The sequence below is a fragment of the Micromonospora carbonacea genome (assembly GCF_014205165.1).
Taxonomy (GTDB): domain Bacteria; phylum Actinomycetota; class Actinomycetes; order Mycobacteriales; family Micromonosporaceae; genus Micromonospora; species Micromonospora carbonacea.
On record NZ_JACHMZ010000001.1, the window covers coordinates 1,706,018 to 1,724,597 of the forward strand.

Consider the following 18,580-nt stretch of genomic DNA (forward strand, 5'->3'; position numbering starts at 1 on the left):
CCGCCCGCCCGGTCCCGCCCGGTCCCTCCTTCGCGCACCGCCCGGCGGGACCCGCCCCGCACCGCATGCCGCACCGCACCGCGTGCCTCGCCCGGCGGCCCCGCCTGCCCCGCCCCGACGGGCGTCGACGGCCGGTTTGGCGGTGCGGGCGTCGATCCGGTTGACTGTTGCGGTGCTGATGGTGGGACTGACCGGCGGGATCGGCTCCGGCAAGAGCGCCGTCGCGGCCCGGCTGGCCGCGCTCGGCGCGGTGGTGATCGACGCCGACCGGATCGCCCGCGAGGTGGTCGCCCCGGGCAGCGAAGGGCTCAGAGAGGTCGTGGCCGCCTTCGGCGACCGGGTCGTCGGCCCCGACGGGGCCCTGGACCGGGCCGCGCTGGGCGGGCTGGTCTTCGCCGACGAGGCGGCCCGCCGCCGGCTGGAGGCGATCACCCACCCCCGGGTCCGCGCGCGGACCGCCGAGCTGGCCGCCGCGGCGGCGCCCGACGCCGTGGTGGTCAACGACGTGCCGCTCCTGGTCGAGGTCGGGCTCGCGCCGACGTACCACCTGGTGGTCGTGGTGCAGACGGAGGTGGCCGTGCGGCTGGCCCGGCTGGCGCGTGACCGGGGGATGAGCCGGGCGGAGGCCGAGCGGCGGATCGCCGCGCAGGCCGACGACGCCCGCCGGGACGCGGCCGCGGACGTGGTCCTGCGCAACGACGCCACCCTCGACGAGCTGCACGTCCAGGTGGACGGGCTGTGGCGGGACCGGCTGCTGCCGTACGAGGAGAACGTCCGGCTCCGCCGGGCGGCCGAACCCGACGGGGCCGCCCTGACCGGCCCCGACCCGACCTGGCCGCAGCAGTACGCCCGGCTGGCCGCCCGGCTCCGGCACGCGCTCGCCCCGGCCGATCCGCGGATCGACCACGTCGGCTCGACGGCCGTCGCCGGCCTCGCCGCCCGGGACGTCGTCGACATCCAGGTGACCGTGCCGAGTCTCGCGGAGGCGGACGGCGCGCTCGCCGAGCGGCTCGCCGCGGCCGGCTTCCCGCGCGTGCCCGGTCAGTGGTGGGACAGCCCCCGCCCGGCGGGCAGCGGCCGCTGGGAGAAGCGGCTGCACGGCAACGCCGACCCGGGCCGCCCGGTGCGCCTGCACCTGCGGCCGGAGGGCTCGCCCGGCTGGCGGTACGCGCTGCTGATGCGCGACCACCTGCGCGCCGACCCCGCCCGGCGGGCGGCGTACCTGACGCTCAAGGGTGACCTGGCGGCCAGCGCGCCGGACGGGGGGTCACCCAACGCCACGGCGCGCGACCCGTGGTTCGACGAGGAACACCACCGGGCCGAGGAGTGGGCCGCGCGCACCGGCTGGCGGCCCTGAGCCCGCTGCCGGCCACGGACCGGTCCCGCCAAGGTCAGCGCGGGGCGCGCGCCGGGGCCACCGGCGGCAGCGCCGGCACGGCCTCCGGCGACAGGTCGAGCTGGGCGTACGTGCCGAGCCGGGTGCGCAGCTCCAGCCGGCGCAGCAGCCCGGACCGGTCGATCCAGTAGCGCAGCGGGCCGCGCCCCGCGTCCACCTCGATCACGTCGACGGCCCGGTCGGCGAGGCGGTCCCCGCGGATCCGGCTCGCCGGGCGGGCCGTCCGTTTCGTCGCCGCGCCGGCGCGCAGCGCGGCGGCCAGCAGCAGGTCGATGTCGTCCGCGCCGTCGGCCCCGGGCGGGCGGTGGTGCCAGGCGTACCCGGTGCGCGGCGGCGGCAGCGGCGGAGGGGCGGTCGGGTCGCCGGTGGCGGCGGCGGACCAGACCCCGGCGGCGTCGTAGCGGCGCAGCGTCCGGCCGGGCCACGCGCCGGTGCCGCCGACCGACAGGTACGCCGCCCGGGCCGTCCAGTCGAGCCAGCCGGTGCCGCGCACGGCCCGGCCCGGGGCCACGGGCGCGGTGAGCGTGGCGGCGGCACCGCCCTGGGCCCGCAGCCGGGTGGCCACCCGGGCCAGCCGGTCCTCCTCGGCGCCGGTGAGCGCCCGGGGCAGCCCCGCGCGGCCGCCGAGCGCGGCCACCGGCCACAGCACCGGCCGGTTGGCCCGCTGCAACTCCAGCGTCACCGGCACGCCGCCCCGCAGGCGTCCCTCCAGCCGGTGCAGCCGGGCGTCCCGGTCGACCCACCAGCGGGCGGCCCCGTCGAGCGCCGGCCCGGCCGGCGGGCGGACCGCGGCCGGCAGGCTGATCGCGGGCCCGGGCCAGGACCCGGCCGGACCCGACGCGCCCGGGGTCGACGCCGCCGGCCCCGACCCGGCCGGCGTGCTCCGTCCCGGTTTCCCCGGCGCGCCCTGCCGCGCCGTCGTCGGGGCGCTCCGTCCCGCCGCCGTCGACGCGCTCCGCCGCCCTGTCGTCGGTGTCACGCTTCCCGGCACCGGCCCGGGGGTCGGACCGGGCAGGCGGGACTGGAAGACGTCCACCGGCAGCCCGCCTGCCTCGGCCGGGGCCAGCCACCGGGCGTCGTCGGCCGGGAAGTCCCCGGCCGGCTCGGGCCGGGGCGCGGCGAGCGCGAGGAGCAGGTCGACCGCGGGGCGTAGGGGCCGGGCGGCGGCCACGTCGCCCACCCGCCAGCCGTCGGCCGGCGGCACCAGGGGCGGATACGCCGGGGCGGGCACCGCCGTCGGGTCGGGCCGGGTCAGCAGCAGCCCCGGGACCGCCTGGACCAGCCCGCGGTCCGGGCCGGCCCCGGGCCCGCCCACGTCCAGGTAGGCCAGCGGCCGGGACCAGTCGACCCAGCCCACGACGTCGGTGCGCGCGCCGGCCTCGCCGACGGTCAGGCGCACGCCGGAGCGGACGTCCCGGTGGTTGGTGACCCGCACCGCGGCGAGGCGCTCCGCCTCCGCCGGGGTCAGCGGCCGGGACGGCTCCGGTGCCGCAGGCACCCAGGTCAGCAGCCCGACGACCAGGGCCGCTGCCGCGGCGGCGGCGACCACCCCCAGCACGACCACGGCGGTGCGTCGCCGCCCGGCGGGCCCGTCCCCGTCCCCGCCGCCGCGGCCGCCCCTGCCCCGGCTCCCGCGGCCCGGCCGGGCGCGGTGCGCGGCGGGACCCCGGTCGCCGCGCCGGCCCCGGACGGGCGCGACGACGAGGGGGAGCGTCGCCGTGGACCGGGCCGGACCCTCGGCGCGCGGGTGCGTCGGCCGGGCGGGCCGGGGCGTCGGCCCGGGGGAGTTCTCCACGCGAGGATGAACGTGCGGCGTGCGGGACAGGTGACGCCCGCCGGTTGCGTGGGGCGCTCGCGGCGGCCGGTCTGCGCCTGCGCGCGACCACGTCGGGTGCGCACGCCGGGTGATGTCCCAGGTGCTGCGACCCCTGTGCCGGGGGCGTGTCGGCCGTCGAGGGCCGAGCCGCCGGCCCGGACGGCCGCCGCGAGCGGCCTACGGCCATACCCTAGCGCGGTGAAATCCGCCACACAATGCGAATATCGAAGCCGATCACGGACCGACGGTAGTCGTGCCGCGCTGTCGGACCCCGGGCGTACGGTGGGTGTCATGGCGCTCGACATTCCCCGGCTCGACGGCCGTTTCCAGGTCGTCAGCGAGTTCCAGCCGGCCGGCGACCAGCCGGCCGCCATCGACGACCTGGAGCGTCGGGTGCGGCGCGGCGACCGCAACACCGTGCTGCTCGGCGCGACCGGCACGGGCAAGAGCGCCACGACGGCCTGGCTCGTCGAGCGGCTGCAGCGGCCCACCCTGGTGCTGGCCCCCAACAAGACGCTCTGCGCGCAGCTGGCGAAGGAGTTCGGCGAGCTGCTGCCGCACAACGCGGTGGAATACTTCGTCTCCTACTACGACTACTACCAGCCCGAGGCCTACATCCCGCAGACCGACACCTACATCGAGAAGGACTCCTCGATCAACGAGGAGGTCGAGCGGCTGCGGCACTCGGCGACGATGTCGCTGCTGACCCGCCGAGACGTGGTGGTGGTGGCCACCGTCTCGGCGATCTACGGCCTGGGCACCCCGGAGGAATACCTCGACCGCGCCGTCCGGGTCGCCGTCGGGCAGGAGCTCGACCGCGACCAGTTGCTGCGCCGGCTCGTCGACATCCAGTACACCCGCAACGACATGGCGTTCCAGCGGGGCACGTTCCGGGTCCGCGGCGACACGTTGGAGATCATCCCGGCGTACGAGGAGCTCGCCGTCCGGGTCGAGCTGTTCGGCGACGAGGTGGAGAAGCTCTACTACCTCAACCCGCTGACCGGCGACGTGGTCCGCGAGGTCGACAGCCTGATGATCTTCCCGGCCACCCACTACGCCGCCGGCCCGGAGCGGATGGAGCGGGCCACCCGCGACATCGAGGCGGAGCTGGCCGAGCGCCTCGCCGAGCTGGAGCGGCAGGGCAAGCTGCTGGAGGCCCAGCGGCTGCGGATGCGCACCACCTACGACCTGGAGATGATGCGGCAGGTCGGCTTCTGCTCCGGCATCGAGAACTACTCGATGCACATCGACGGCCGGCTGCCGGGCAGCCCGCCGCACTGTCTGCTCGACTACTTCCCCGACGACTTCCTCACCGTCATCGACGAGTCGCACGTGACGATCCCGCAGATCGGCGGCATGTACGAGGGCGACGCCTCCCGCAAGCGGATGCTCATCGACCACGGCTTCCGGCTGCCCAGCGCCGCCGACAACCGGCCGCTGCGCTTCGACGAGTTCCTGGAGCGGGTGGGGCAGCTGGTCTTCCTCTCCGCCACCCCGGGCTCCTGGGAGCTGGAGCAGGCCCAGGGCGAGTTCGTCGAGCAGGTGATCCGCCCGACGGGCCTGATCGACCCCGAGGTGGTGGTGAAGCCCACCAAGGGGCAGATCGACGACCTGATGCACGAGATCAAGCTGCGCACCGAGCGCGACGAGCGGGTCCTGGTCACCACGCTGACCAAGAAGATGGCCGAGGACCTCTCCGACTACCTGCTGGAGAACGGCATCCGGGTGCGCTATCTGCACTCCGAGGTCGACACGCTGCGCCGGGTGGAGCTGCTGCGCGAGCTGCGCAAGGGCGAATACGACGTGCTGGTCGGCATCAACCTGCTCCGCGAGGGCCTGGACCTGCCCGAGGTGTCCCTCGTGGCGATCCTCGACGCGGACAAGGAGGGCTTCCTGCGCAGCGGCCGGTCGCTGATCCAGACCATCGGCCGGGCGGCGCGAAACGTCTCCGGCCAGGTGCACATGTACGCCGACAAGATCACCCCGTCGATGGCGGAGGCGATCGGGGAGACCAACCGACGCCGGGCCAAGCAGGTGGCCCACAACGAGGCGCACGGGATCAGCCCCGAGCCGCTGCGCAAGAAGATCCACGACATTCTCGACGACATCTACCGGGAGGCGGAGGACACCGAGAGCTCCCGGGTCGGCGGTGCGGCGCGGCAACTGTCGCGGGGCAAGGCGCCGGTCAAGGAGACCCGCAGCCGCAGCCGGGCCGGCGCGGCCGGTCCGTCGCGGGAGGGGATGGCCCGGGCCGATCTCGCCCAGCTCATCCAGGAGCTCAACGACCAGATGCTGGCCGCCGCCCGGGAGTTGCAGTTCGAGCTGGCCGCCCGCATCCGCGACGAGGTCGCCGACCTGAAGAAGGAGCTGCGGGGGATGGACGCGGCGGGCGTGAAGTGACCGTCGTGCCTCTCCGCGGCGTCGGATGTCGTCGCCGTAAGCAAGCAAGGTATTGCAGCGAGTGATCGATCTGCGTACTCTCCGTCCTGGGGAGGCGGGGATGCCGTTGCCAACGAGTCCGGTGATTCGACGGGCGCGACTCGGAGCCGAGTTGCGCCAACTGCGCAGGCGGGAGGAGCTGACGCTGGAGCAGGTCTGTGACCGGCTGGGTTGGGCGTCCACCTCGAAGCTGTCCCGCATCGAGCTGGGGCAGAGCCGGCCGGATCTCGCCGACGTGCTCGACCTGCTGGACGTCTACCGGGTCGGGCCCGACGAGCGCGACGCGCTGATCGTCATCGCCCGGGACGCGGCGACGGGCCGCGGCTGGTGGAAGACGCTCGGCGGGATGGGGGAGCGGCAGCGCGCCTACGCCGAGTTGGAGGCCGGCGCCGCCACCGTGGTGGAATACCAGCCCGCCGTCGTGCCGGGGCTGTTGCAGACCCCGGCGTACGCGCGGCTGCGGCTCGGGGTCGCCCGGCTGCTGCACCCCGAGGTGGACGTGGAGGCCGACGTGCGGGCCCGGCTCGTCCGGCAGGAGGTGCTGCACCGGCCGGAGCCGCCCCGCTACACGGCGCTGCTGGAGCTCGCGGCCTGTGACCCGGGCGGCGTGCCCGACGGCATCTGGCGCGAGCAGCTGCGGCACCTGGTCCACCTGGCGGGCCGGCCGAACGTGACCATCCGGGTGGTCCCGCCGGGGGCGACGGCCGGGGGCGCGCATCCGCTGACCCCGTTCACCCGCTACTCGTTCCCCGACCCGGCCGACCCGCGCACGGTGATGCTGGAAGCCCTGACCACCGATGTGCGGCTGGTTTCTCCGGCGGACCTCGGCTGGTACGACGCGGTGATCGACCGGCTGCTCGACGCCGCGCTCCCGGCGGCGGAGACGGCGGCGCTGTTGGGCCGGTTAGCCGACGACCCGTCGTTGCCGGCCGCGGTCGACCTCGGCGGTCAGCCGTCGGTGCGGTCCCGGCCGGAGGGCGCGGCGCTGCCCCGGCCCCGCCAGCCGCAGGACTGACGGCGCGGCCCCGGCCCGTCGGCCCGCCGTGTCGCGCCGGGCCCGTTCTCCGGCGGCGGGCGGGCCTGCCGGCGGCGGTGCCGCGTGACCGGCAACCTCCGCCACTCACCGACCCGGCGCAGCGCTCGAAGCCGCCCCGGAGCCGGTGACCCGCCCGGTGCTGCCCGCGCGGCCGCCGGCCCCGGCGACCCCGAGCCCGCCGGGGCCGGTGGCCGCGCGCGAGCGCACGGTAGCCGGGGGGTGTGACACTCCGGCGGGGCGGGGACCGGTCGGGCCGCGGTGGCGACGCCGGGACGTCGGCTCAGGCAGGGGCGTCGGCTCAGGCGGGGACGTCGACGAAGTGCTCGACCAGCGGCGGGCCGGCGAAGTGGGGGCCGATCAGCGCCCGCCACTGGTCGAACCGCTCGGTCTCGCGGAAGTTCTCCTCGTGGGCGGCCACGGAGTCCCACTCGACCAGCAGGACGAACCGCGTCGGCGACTCCACGCCGCGGGTCATCCGGACGGAGCGGCAGCCGGGCGTGCCGGCCAGGATCTCGTGGCCCCGCGCGTACGCGGCGGCGAAGTCGTCCTCGTGTCCGGGCGTCACGTCGATGAGCGCAACCTCAAGCACCATGCCGAGAGCCTCGCACGACGCCGGCCGGGCCCGGGCCGCCGGGGTGGCCGTGTCCACCGCAGGGACGGCGACTCGCGCCGGCATCGATGCGAGCTGGCCTCCTAGGACGCTCTACGCGTGGTGAGGGACCTACGTGATGGGGGACCTGCGTGAAGAGGGGGCCAGGGGGGCGAGGCCGGTGGAGAGATCCGTCACTGGGCGCCCGCTGAGAGCCCCGGCACAAAAGCAGGAGATGCGCTCCGGCCTCGCGATGGTGAAGAATGGGCGCGAAGGAGGGGAGTATTCCCCCGCGACGGAGTCGTCAGCACGGTCGACCGCCCCCGGGCGGCGCGACCCGGCTCCGTAGGTTGTCGGCCCGCTCGCGGGTCGGCGACGGAAGAGACCTCCGACAGTCACCAGTGTCCGCGTCGCCACACCCACCCGCCCCGGCGGGCGTACGGTGTGCCCGACGCCGTGTGTCTGCCGGAGGATGGGATTGAACGTGTCCGGATTGGTGTGGGCGGGGACCCTCGTCGCACTGACTGCGGTTCTCGTCGTCGACCTGCTGATCATCGGCCGGCGACCACACGAGCCGAGCGTCCGTGAGTCGAGCCTGTGGGTCAGCTTCTACGTCGGGCTGGCCCTGCTCTTCGGCGCCGGGTTGTGGATCTTCTCCGGTCCCGGGGTGGCCGGTGAGTTCTACACCGGCTGGCTCACCGAGTACAGCCTCTCGGTGGACAACCTGTTCGTCTTCGTGATCATCATGGCCCGGTTCGGGGTGCCCCGGCAGTACCAGCAGAAGGTGCTGCTGATCGGCATCGTGCTGGCGCTGCTCATGCGCGGTGGCTTCATCGCCGCCGGTGCGGCCCTGATCTCCCAGTTCTCCTGGGTCTTCTACATCTTCGGCGCGTTCCTCATCTACACGGCGGTCAACCTGGCCCGGCAGGGCGAGCCGGACGAGGACGAGTTCAGCGAGAACCTGCTGATCCGGTGGAGCCGCAAGGCGCTGCCGATCTCCCGGGACTACGACGGCGCGAAGATGACCACGCACGAGGCCGGCCGGCGGCTGTTCACCCCGATGCTGATCGTCATGATCGCCATCGGCACCACCGACCTGATCTTCGCGCTGGACTCGATCCCGGCGATCTTCGGCATCACCCAGGAGCCGTACCTGGTCTTCACCGCGAACGTCTTCGCGCTGATGGGCCTGCGCCAGCTCTACTTCCTGCTCGGCGGGCTGCTGGACCGGCTGATCTACCTCAGCTACGGCCTGGCGGTGGTGCTCGGCTTCATCGGCGTCAAGCTGGTGCTGGAGGCCCTGGCCGACAACCACCTGCCGTTCGTCAACGGCGGCGACCCGGTGGCCTGGGCCCCGCACATCCCGATCTGGCTGTCCCTGACGGTCATCCTCGGCACCCTCGCGGTGGCGACCGTGGCCAGCCTGGTCAAGTCGGCCCGCGACCGGCGGCGCGAGCTGGCGTCGGCGCGCGGCTGACCCGACCACGCGAGCAGGGGCGCTTCCGGCACCGGGAGCGCCCCTTCCGCCGTCCCGGGCGGCTCAGACGCGGTGCGCGCCGACCAGGGTGGCCGCCCGCTCGGCCGGCATCGCCTCCTCCAGGACGCGGCGGTGGCGGTAGCAGGCGTGCAGGATGCGCCGGTCGGCGCCACCGCCCGGGGCGGCGCTGACGAAGCCGATGTGGTGGATCCGCCGGCCGGGGCGGGCGAAGAAGTAGAGGTCGCCGACGCGTTCGGTGCCCAGGGGCAGCGGGGTGGTCGCGCCGGCCTGGTCGGCGGCGTCGCGGGGCAGCACCACCCCGAACCGCCGCCAGGCCAGGTGCACCAGGCCGGAGCAGTCGATCCCGTACGCCGACACCCCGCCCCACACGTAGGCCACGTCGCGCAGCCGGGCGGCGACGGCCAGCACCTCCGCCGGGGACGGGGGCGCGGCGGGCGCCGGCACGAGGTGCGCGTCGGGCAGCCAGAGCGGCCGGTCGTGGCCGGGGGCGCGCACCGGCCGCCAGCCGTCCACCGGGGGGCCGGCCGGGGTCAGCCGGGTGCCGAGGACGACCCCGGCCACGACCGGCTCGCCGGCCGGGGCGGCGCGCAGGGCGGTGAGCGTCGCGTCGACGACCCAGGGGGCGGCCGGGGCGACCGGGTGCGCCGGGGCGTCGGCCGGGGCGGGGGCGGCGTCGGCGGGGGAGCGGGCGGCGTCGGCGGGCGGGGTCGCGGCGTCGGCCGGGCGCGGGGCGAGCTGGGCGGCCGGGAGCCAGCCGGGGTAGCCGCGCGGGTCGAGCCGGGCCGCCGGTTGCTCGACGGCCACGACGTGCGCCCAGCCGTCGGGGCGCAGGGCGGTGACCAGCACCCGTTCGCCGAGCAGGAGCTGACTCAGCACGCACTCGCCGACCTGCTGGTCGGCGTCCATGCCGGAGATCCAGGCGGCGACGTCGGCGGGCGCGTCGAGGGCGGGGCGGTCGACGGGGCGCACCGCCTCGGGGCAGGACCAGAGGGTCGCGACCGCGACCCGGACGACGGCCTCGCGGCCCGGTTGCAGCTCCACGTCCACCCCCAGTTCACGGCTTCCCTGCCGCGCCCTCACGACAGCGACCCTAGGAAAGAAAGCGCCACCCATCAACCATCCGGTTGAATCTTTGCTTCAATGGAGGTGATGCCGAGGCCGGGCGCGTCCGGCAGCACCACGGTCGCGCCGTCGTACCGGATGCCGCCCCGCACCGGCGACCAGGCCAGCCACCAGGCGGCGTCGAGGTCGGAGACGGCGCTGGTGCCGTGGGCGGCGACCAGGCTGGCCGCCGCGCCGAGCCCCACCTGACTCTCCATCATCGAGCCGACGACGGTGCCGATCCCGTGCTCGGCGGCCAGGTCCAGCAGCGTGCGGGCGGCGTGCAGGCCACCGCACTTGGCCAGCTTGACGTTGACCATGTCGGCGGCGCGTCGGCGGATCACCTCGACCAGGTCGCGCACGCCGAACACCGACTCGTCGGCCAGGACCGGCAGGCCCACCCGGTCACTGACCCAGGCCAGCCCGTCGAGGTCCCAGCGCGACACCGGCTGCTCCACCAGCTCGACGCCGAGGCCGGCGTCCTCGATGCCGCGAATCACCCGGACCGCCTCGCGGGGGGTCCAGCCCTGGTTGGCGTCGAGCCGGATGCGCACGTCGGGGCCGACGGCCGCCCGCACCGCCCGGACCCGCTCCAGGTCGCCCGCCGCGTCGGTGCCGACCTTCAGCTTGAGCACGGAGAACCCCTCGCCGCGCCGCTGCCGGGCCGCGGCGGCCAGGTCGGTGGCGTCGCCCGCGGCGAGGGTGACGTCCGTCGGCACGCGCCGGGCCGTGCCGCCGAGCAACCGCACCAGGGGTACGCCGAGCCGGCGCGCGGCCAGGTCGTGCAGCGCGGTGTCCACCGCCGCCTTGGCGGCCTCGTTGCCGGCCACCGCCCGGCGCACCTCGGCGCACCGGGCCACGAGGTCGTCGGCGTCCCGGCCGATCAGCCCCGGGGTGAGCATCTCCCGCACGCACGCCTCGGCCCCGGCCAGCGACGCCCCGGTCACCTGCCACACCTGCGGGGCCTCGCCGAAGCCGGACCGCCCGTCGTCGTCGACGAGTTCCACGATCAGCGTGTCGGTGGTGGTGGTGCGGCGCAGCGCGGTGACGAACGGGGTGTGCAGGGGCGCGGAAAGCCGGTGGGTGCGTACCGCGGTGATCGTCATGTGCGGCACCCTATACGCGACCCGGCGACGACAGGGGAGGCCGAATGGGCGGGCGGGACTGGGAGCTGGTGGGGGCGCCGAACGCGCGCGACCTCGGCGGCATGGTGGGGCTCGACGGCCGCCGGGTGCGGGCCGGCCGGCTGATCCGCACCCCGGCGCTGGGCCGGCTGACCGACGAGGACCTGCCGGTGCTGGGGAGGATCGCCCCGGCCTGCGTGGTCGACCTGCGCGACGACTCGGAGATCGCGACGGCCCCGCCGGACCGGCTGCCCGGCGCGCCCCGGGTGGTGCGCCTGCCGGTGTACGACCCGGCCCACCCGGTCTTCACGGCGGTGTCGGAGGTGCTGCTCGGGCACGACCTGCGCGCGGAGACGGCGCTGGCCCTCCAGGGCACCCCGGCGGCGATGGCGGAGATCTACCGGTGGTTCGTCACCGGCGGGGCGGCCCGGGCCGGCTTCGGCGGGGCGGTCCGGCTGGCCGCCGACGCGGGCAACCTGCCGCTGCTGTTCCACTGCTCGGCCGGCAAGGACCGCACCGGCTGGCTGTCGGTCGTGCTGCTCACCGCGCTGGGGGTGGACGAGGCGGCGATCCGGGCGGACTACCTGCGGACCAACGCGCAGACGGAGAGCCTCAAGGAGGTCGTCCTGGCCGCGATGCGGGCCCGCCAGCCGGAGTTGGCGGAGGCGGCGATCCGGCCGCTGATGGAGGTGCGCGGGGAGTACCTGGACGCCGCGTACGCGGAGGTCCGGCGGGTGCACGGCTCGTTCGACGCGTACCTGCGCGACGGGCTGGGGCTGACGGGGGCGCACCTGGCGGCGCTGCGGGACAACCTGCTGGACTGAGCCCCGTCGTCGCCGGGCCCGGCCTCAGGCGGCGTCGGCCGGGCGCAGGTCGTGGCGGGCCGCCCAGACCCGGGCGGAGATGTCGGCGAGGAGCAGGCAGGCGTCCCCGTCCGCCGCGCCGCCGCCGGCGGGGTCGCCGGTGGTGCAGACGACCAGCGCGTACGGCGGGGCGTCGGCCGGGTAGACCACGCCGGCGCCGTGCCGCACGCCGCGTACCCAGCCGTTCTTGTGGGCGATGCGGACGCCGTCGGGCAGGCCGGCGGCGAGGTCCTCGCGGAACTCCTGGGCGAACAGGACGTCCAGCATGGCGGCGCAGCCGGCGGGGGAGGCGAGCGGGCCGGGCCGGGTCGCCCCGACGGCCAGCCCGCCGAGCAGGGCGGCCAGGTCGGCGGCGGTGACCAGGTTGGTGATGCCGGCCTCGCGGGCGGCGAAGTCCTCGATGCCGCGCCCGGTGACGCTGTGCCGGGCGCCGGCGGCCGCCCACGCCTCGGCGACGGTGGGCAGGCCGACGTGGCGCAGGCAGAGGTTGGTGGCCAGGTTGCTGGAGCGCACGATCATCCGCTCGGCCAGCCAGCGCAGGGGCGCGTGCCCGCCCTCCCGCTCCCAGACGGCCCCGTCGTTGTCGTAGTGCCGGGCGCACGCGAACCGGGGGGCGTCGGGCCGGGCGGAGTCGAACTCGTTGCGCACCTCGACGGGGGCGTCGAGGTCGAGCGTGCCGGCCTCGGCGGCCCGGTGCAGGGCCAGCAGCACGGCGACCTTCATGGTGCTGGCCGCGTAGTGGGTGGTGTCGGGCTGCCGGGTCCAGGTCGCCGGGGCGTCGACCCGGCCCGCGTACGCCGACACGGTGCCCGGCAGGGCGTCCAGGCGGGCGTCGAGCTCGTCCCAGATCATGCGGGTGACGGTAGCCGATCCGGCCCCCGGACGTCCGGGGGCCGGATCGGCAGGGGGTCAGCCGGCGTGCTTGCGGCGGGCCGTGGCGCGGGCGCGCTGGGTCTGGTCGAGCACGACCTTGCGGATGCGGACCGCGGCGGGGGTCACCTCGACGCACTCGTCCTCGCGGCAGAACTCCAGGGCCTGCTCCAGCGACAGCTTGCGCGGCGGGATCAGCTTCTCGGTCTCGTCGGAGGTCGAGGCTCGCATGTTGGTGAGCTTCTTCTCCTTGGTGATGTTGACGTCCATGTCGTCGGAGCGGGAGTTCTCCCCGACGATCATGCCCTCGTACACCTCGGTGCCGGGCTCGACGAAGAGCTGGCCGCGCTCCTGGAGGTTGGTCATCGCGAACGCCGTGACGGCACCGGCCCGGTCGGCGACCAGCGAGCCGTTGTTGCGGGTACGCAGCTCGCCGAACCACGGCTCGTAGGACTCGAAGACGTGGTGCAGGATGCCGGTGCCCCGGGTCTCGGTGAGGAACTCGGTGCGGAAGCCGATCAGGCCGCGCGCCGGGACCAGCCACTCCATCCGGATCCAGCCGGTGCCGTGGTTGACCAGCTGCTCCATCCGGCCCTTGCGGGTGGCCAGGAGCTGCGTGATCGCGCCCAGGTAGTCGTCGGGGGCGTCGATGGTGAGCCGCTCGACCGGCTCGCAGGTCCTGCCGTCGATCTCCCGGGTGACGACCTGCGGCTTGCCGACGGTCAGCTCGTAGGACTCGCGGCGCATCTGCTCGACGAGGATCGCCAGGGCCAGCTCGCCGCGCCCCTGCACCTCCCAGGCGTCGGGGCGCTCGGTGGGCAGCACCCGCAGCGACACGTTGCCGACCAGCTCCTTGTCGAGGCGGTCCTTGACCATCCGGGCGGTGACCTTGGCGCCCTTGACCCGGCCGACCAGCGGCGAGGTGTTGGTGCCGATGGTCATCGAGATGGCCGGCTCGTCGACGGTGATCAGCGGCAGCGCGATCGGGTTCTCGGCGTCGGCCAGGGTCTCGCCGATCATGATCTCGGGGATCCCGGCGACGGCGATGATGTCGCCGGGGCCGGCCGAGTCGGCGGGCTTGCGCTCCAGGCCCTCGGTCATCAGCAGCTCGGAGATGCGGACCCGCTGGGTGCTGCCGTCGGTGCGGCACCAGGCGACGGTCTGGCCCTTGGCGATGGTGCCCTGCCGCACCCGGCACAGCGCCAGCCGGCCGAGGAACGGCGACGCGTCGAGGTTGGTGACGTGGGCCTGCAGCGGCGCGTCCTGCTCGTAGGCGGGCGGCGGGATGGTGTCGAGCAGGGCGCGGAACAGCGGTTCCAGGCTGGTGCTGTCCTGCGGGACGGAGCCGTCGGCGGGCTGGGTGAGGGAGGCGATGCCGTCGCGGGCGCAGGCGTAGACGATCGGGAAGTCGATCTGCTCCTCGTCGGCGTCCAGGTCGAGGAAGAGCTCGTAGGTGTCGTCCACGACCTCCTTGATCCGGGCGTCGGGGCGGTCCACCTTGTTGATCACCAGGATGATCGGCATCCGGGCGCGCAGCGCCTTGCGCAGCACGAAGCGGGTCTGCGGCAGCGGGCCCTCGCTGGCGTCGACCAGCAGCACCACGCCGTCGACCATGGTGAGGCCGCGCTCGACCTCGCCGCCGAAGTCGGCGTGGCCCGGGGTGTCGATGATGTTGATGGTGACCGGCTCCGACCCGTCCGCCGGCAGGTAGCGCACGCCGGTGTTCTTGGCCAGGATGGTGATGCCCTTCTCCCTTTCGAGGTCCATCGAGTCCATCACCCGCTCGGTCGTCTCGCCGCGCGCGCCGTAGGCGCCGGCCTGCCGCAACATGGCGTCGACCAGGGTGGTCTTGCCGTGGTCGACGTGAGCGATGATGGCGACGTTGCGGAGGTCGGTGCGAAGCTGCATGGGCTCCATCCTCCCGCCTGCGCGGATCAGGTGCCGAGTCGGGGTCGCCCCCCGGCCGCCGGCCGGATCCGGCGGCTGTGCGGCTGTCGGTGCCCGTGGCCCGGCTGTCATGCTGGCCGCGTGAGCCGGGGGCCGTCGTGCACGATCTGCTGAACTCGGTGCAGGGCCTGCCGCCCCTGCTGGTCTACCTGGTCGCCGCGGCGATCGTGGCCGGCGAGACGGCGGTGATCGTCGGGCTGCTGGTGCCGGGCGAGGCGACGCTGCTGCTGGTCGGCTTCCTCACGTACACCGGCGCGCTGCGGCTCGGCCCCGCCCTGCTGGTGATGATTCTCGCAGCCGTGACCGGGGACACGTTGGCGTTCCGCGCGGGTCGTCGCTACGGTCCCCGGCTGCGCGCGTCCGGGTTCGGGGCGCGGGTGGGCCCGCACCGGTGGCGACGCGCCGACGCGCTGCTGGAGCGGCTCGGCGGGCGGGGGGTCCTCACCGCCCGCTGGGTGGCGTTCGCGCGTACCCTCGCGCCCCGCCTGGCGGGGGCGGCCGGCATGCCGTACCGCCGGTTCGCGCCGTGGAACCTCGCCGGCGTGGTGACCTGGGTGGGCGGGTCGGTGCTGGCGGGCAACCTGGCCGGGGAGTCGTACGAGACGGTGTCCCGGCTGCTGGGCCGGGCCACCGGCGCGGTGCTGGTGCTGCTCGGCGGGGTGCTCGCCGTGGCGCTGGTGGGCCGCTGGCTGGGCCGCCACCCCGACCCGGCGCGGGCGCTGCTGGCCCGGGCGGTGGCGCTGCCGCCGCTGCGCTGGCTCTCCGCCCGGTACGGGGTGCTGTTCTTCCTGCTGACGATGCGCGTCGGCCCCGGCTGGACGCTGCTGATCAACCTGGCCGTGGGGCTGGTGCTGCTGTTCGTGGCCGGCGTGGCGATCGCCTGGCTGCTCGGGGCGGCGATGCGGTGGAGCGGGCTGGCGGTGGTCGACGACGTGATCGCCGGCTGGTTCGCCGACCGGCGTACCCCCGGCGCGGCGGAGGTCGCGGCGACCGTGGTCTCCGTGTCGCGGGGGTCGGTGCTGATCGCGCTGGTGGCGGTGGTGGCCGCCGGCCGGTCGTGGTGGCAGCGCCGACGCCCGGGGCGCGGCGGGTCGCCCCGGCGGGCCGATCCGCTCGACGTGCTGGGCACCGTCGGCGCGTTCCTGCCGCTGGTGGTGCTCGCCGTGGTCGCCGAGGTGGTGGCGCCGGGCCGGCTCGCCTCGGGCGAGTAGGGCGTGCTGTTCGGGACGCAGAACGCCGTGCTGGCGGCGAGCCTGTGCACGCTGGCCTGGCTGCTGTCGCGGGGGTCGCCCTGGCCGGTGGCGGTGGCCGCGTGGACGGCCGCCGTGGCCGGGGTGGCCGCGATCGCCGGCGCGCGGCTCTACCTGGGTCAGGGCACCGCCAGCAGCACGGTCACGTCGGTGCTGCTCGGGCTGGCCTGGACCGCGCTGTTCATGGTCGCCTGGGCGACGCGGGACCGGGCGGTCGGCGCGGTCGGCCCGGCCGACGGGCGGGCCGCCCCGGGGCCGCCGGGGTGAGCGGCGGGACCGGTTCGCCCGGCCGGGACCGGCGCGCGGGCGGCGGCGGTCCCGTCTCCGCCGCCCGCGCGGTCCTCAGCTCCGGGTCGCCGCCGGCTCGGCCCCGTCGTGGCCGGCGTGCGTCGGCTCGCCGGCCGGCGGCGCGGCGTCGGCGGCCGGCGGGATCCGGCCGGGCCACCAGAAGCGGTCGCCGAGCAGGAACGCCAGCGCCGGCACGAGGACCGTGCGCACCAGCAGCGTGTCGAGCAGCACGCCGATGCAGACGATGACCCCGATCTGGGTCAGCAGGATCAGCGGCAGCACGCCGAGGACGGCGAAGACCGCCGCGAGCAGCACCCCCGCGCTGGTGATCACGCCGCCGGTGACGCGCAGCGCCGAGAGCATGCCGTCGCGGGTGCCGGTGCGCCGGGCGTCCTCGCGGGCCCGGGTCACGAGGAAGATGTTGTAGTCGACGCCGAGGGCCACGAGGAAGACGAAGGCGAGCAGCAGGACGCCGCTGTCGAGCGCCGGGAACCCGAGGACGAGGTCGAACAGCAGCCACGCCGCGCCGAGGCTGGCGAAGAACGAGACGACGACGGTGAGCACGAGCAGGGCCGGGGCGAGCAGGCCGCGCAGCAGCAGCACGAGGACCGCGGCGACGAGCAGCAGGATGATCGGCAGGATCAGCCGCAGGTCCCTGCCGTCGGCCCCCTTCGAGTCGTACGTGGCGGCGACCGTGCCGCCGACGACGGCGCCCTCGAACCGGTCGACGCCGTCGACGGCGGGCGGGGCGGAGCCGGGTACCGCGGCGACGGCGGCGCGCAGCGCCTCGATCGCCCGGTCCGAGGCGGCGCTGCCCGGCTCGGCCTCCAGCACCACGTCGACCTGGGCGACGGCGGTGCCCGCGTCCCCCGGCCGGGCGGAGGCGACCCCGGGGACGGCGGTGGCGGCCGCCACCACGGCCTGCGCCGCGGCCGGGGTGGTCAGGACGGCGACCGGCTGCGTGGTGCCGGCGGGGAAGGCCCGGGCGAGGGTCTCCGCGCCGCCGACGGCCTCGGGCTTGACCCGGAACTGCTCGGTCTCCGACAGGCCGGTGCGGATGCCGAGCCCACCGAGGGCGAGGCCGGCGAGCAGCAGCGTCGCGAGCACCGCGACCGGCAGCGGGCGGCGGACGACGGCGGCGCCGAGCCGGCCCCACAGCCGGCCCTCGCGCGCGGCGCCGCCGACCCGGGGCACGAACGGCCAGAACAGCCCCCGGCCGAAGAGCACCAGCACGGCGGGGAGGACGAACAGCGCCGACAGCATGGCGAACACGACGCCGGTGGCGCAGGCCACGGCGAGGGCCCGATTGTTCTCCTGCTCCGACAGCAGCAGGGTGAGCACGCCGAGCACGACGGTGCCGCCGCTGGCGAGGATGGGTTCGGCGGTGCGGCGCAGGGCGGCGCGCATCGCGGCGAAGCGGTCGGCCTCGCGGCGCAGCTCCTCCCGGTAGCGGGCGATGAGCAGCAGGGCGTAGTCGGTGGCGGCGCCGAAGACGAGGACGCTGGCGATGCCGGTGACCGCGCCCTGCTGGAGGTGGATGCCGAGGGCCGGGACGATGGTGTCGACGGCCCGCAGCGTGAGCTGTTCGGTGGCGGCGACGACGACGAGCGGCACGATCCACAGGAACGGGCTGCGGTAGGTGACGAGCAGCAGCAGCGCCACGACGCCCGCGGTGACGGCGAGCAGCGTGACGTCCGCGCCCTCGAAGACCTGCGTGAGGTCGGCGGTGAACGCGGGTGCGCCGGTGATCTGCGCGGTGAGGCCGGTGGGCAGGCCGTCGAGGGCCGCGCGGAGGTCGGCCACCGCGCCGGCGACGGCCTCCTGGCCGTCGGCGGTGGACATCGGCACGGCGAGCAGGGCCACGGTGCCGTCGGGTGAGGTCTGCGGCGGGCCGACCCGGCCGCCGACGGCGAACCGGCCCAGCTCGCCGGCGCGGGCGGTGACCGCCGCGCGGTCGGGCTCGGTGAGCGGGCCGCCGTCGGTACGGCTGACGACGACGACCGCGGGTTGCACGTCGCGGGAGGGCAGCTCGTCCTGGAGCCGTTCGACCTGGGTCGACTGCCACTGCACGGACAGGCCGGTGGTCGAGACCGAGGCGGGGTTGTCGGGCTTCGGGAGCCCGAAGAGGGCCGCGCCGAGGACGATCGCGGCGGCCACGGTGAGCCAGGCGGCGAGCCGACCGCGGGCGACGCGGGTGAACACAGACATCGGGTTCCCTCGTGGTTGTCGGGGTGGGCGCGGGGCGCCGGTGGCGGGCTCGGCCGGCGGGTTCGAAGGGACCCGAATGTCGCGCCTGCCGAGTATCTTGATAAGCGAGATTATCGACAGCTCGACTATGCTGCAACCGGCAGGCACGGGGGGAG

At 75.7% G+C, this 18,580-nt stretch carries 12 protein-coding genes and 1 pseudogene; 6 read left to right on the forward strand and 7 right to left on the reverse strand.

Annotation, left to right across the window (positions count from 1 at the left end):
- Positions 1-172: 172 nt before the first annotated feature.
- Entirely contained in the window at positions 173-1,357 is a 1,185-nt protein-coding gene (gene coaE / locus HDA31_RS07725) for a dephospho-CoA kinase (protein WP_181019395.1), read from the forward strand.
- 34 nt (positions 1,358-1,391) lie between these two features.
- Here the strand turns inward: coaE and HDA31_RS07730 are convergent, their stop codons facing one another.
- Positions 1,392-3,191, reverse strand: coding sequence for a hypothetical protein (locus tag HDA31_RS07730; protein WP_178065789.1), 1,800 nt, complete (start codon positions 3,189-3,191; stop codon positions 1,392-1,394).
- Between the two features lie 312 nt (positions 3,192-3,503).
- Here HDA31_RS07730 and uvrB point away from each other — a divergent pair, with 312 nt between their 5' ends.
- Together uvrB and HDA31_RS07740 are read left to right on the forward strand one after the other, a co-directional pair.
- Positions 3,504-5,612: an excinuclease ABC subunit UvrB gene (uvrB, locus tag HDA31_RS07735; protein WP_178065788.1), complete on the forward strand. Its 2,109-nt coding sequence runs from the start codon at positions 3,504-3,506 to the stop codon at positions 5,610-5,612.
- Between the two features lie 100 nt (positions 5,613-5,712).
- On the forward strand, positions 5,713-6,666 hold the full coding sequence (locus HDA31_RS07740; RefSeq protein ID WP_074474366.1) for a helix-turn-helix domain-containing protein: 954 nt from the start codon (positions 5,713-5,715) through the stop codon (positions 6,664-6,666).
- 319 nt (positions 6,667-6,985) lie between these two features.
- Here HDA31_RS07740 and HDA31_RS07745 read toward each other — a convergent pair whose 3' ends face one another.
- Positions 6,986-7,279: an antibiotic biosynthesis monooxygenase family protein gene (locus HDA31_RS07745; protein ID WP_074474525.1), complete on the reverse strand. Its 294-nt coding sequence runs from the start codon at positions 7,277-7,279 to the stop codon at positions 6,986-6,988.
- Between the two features lie 475 nt (positions 7,280-7,754).
- Between HDA31_RS07745 and HDA31_RS07750 the strand changes: the two genes are divergently transcribed.
- Complete coding sequence (locus HDA31_RS07750; protein ID WP_178065787.1) at positions 7,755-8,753, forward strand: TerC family protein; 999 nt, start codon at positions 7,755-7,757, stop codon at positions 8,751-8,753.
- A gap of 63 nt (positions 8,754-8,816) precedes the next feature.
- Here HDA31_RS07750 and HDA31_RS07755 read toward each other — a convergent pair whose 3' ends face one another.
- On the reverse strand, positions 8,817-9,854 hold the full coding sequence (locus HDA31_RS07755; RefSeq protein ID WP_246384021.1) for a C40 family peptidase: 1,038 nt from the start codon (positions 9,852-9,854) through the stop codon (positions 8,817-8,819).
- 32 nt (positions 9,855-9,886) lie between these two features.
- Entirely contained in the window at positions 9,887-10,981 is a 1,095-nt protein-coding gene (locus HDA31_RS07760) for a mandelate racemase/muconate lactonizing enzyme family protein (RefSeq protein WP_178065786.1), read from the reverse strand.
- Between the two features lie 44 nt (positions 10,982-11,025).
- On the opposite strand from HDA31_RS07760, the gene HDA31_RS07765 reads away from it, so the two are divergent.
- Entirely contained in the window at positions 11,026-11,823 is a 798-nt protein-coding gene (locus tag HDA31_RS07765; protein ID WP_178065785.1) for a tyrosine-protein phosphatase, read from the forward strand.
- A gap of 24 nt (positions 11,824-11,847) precedes the next feature.
- Here HDA31_RS07765 and HDA31_RS07770 read toward each other — a convergent pair whose 3' ends face one another.
- On the reverse strand, positions 11,848-12,714 hold the full coding sequence (locus HDA31_RS07770) for a serine hydrolase (protein WP_178065784.1): 867 nt from the start codon (positions 12,712-12,714) through the stop codon (positions 11,848-11,850).
- A gap of 57 nt (positions 12,715-12,771) precedes the next feature.
- The gene (typA, locus tag HDA31_RS07775) at positions 12,772-14,640 is read right to left on the reverse strand and encodes a translational GTPase TypA (protein WP_178065783.1); all 1,869 of its coding nucleotides are present in this window, start codon (positions 14,638-14,640) and stop codon (positions 12,772-12,774) included.
- Positions 14,641-14,777: 137 nt separating this feature from the next.
- Between typA and HDA31_RS07780 the strand changes: the two are divergent.
- Positions 14,778-16,196, forward strand: a pseudogene (locus HDA31_RS07780) (DedA family protein).
- A 75-nt stretch (positions 16,197-16,271) separates the two neighbouring features.
- Here the strand turns inward: HDA31_RS07780 and HDA31_RS07785 are convergent.
- Complete coding sequence (locus HDA31_RS07785) at positions 16,272-18,425, reverse strand: MMPL family transporter (RefSeq protein WP_178065782.1); 2,154 nt, start codon at positions 18,423-18,425, stop codon at positions 16,272-16,274.
- Positions 18,426-18,580 lie beyond the last annotated feature (155 nt).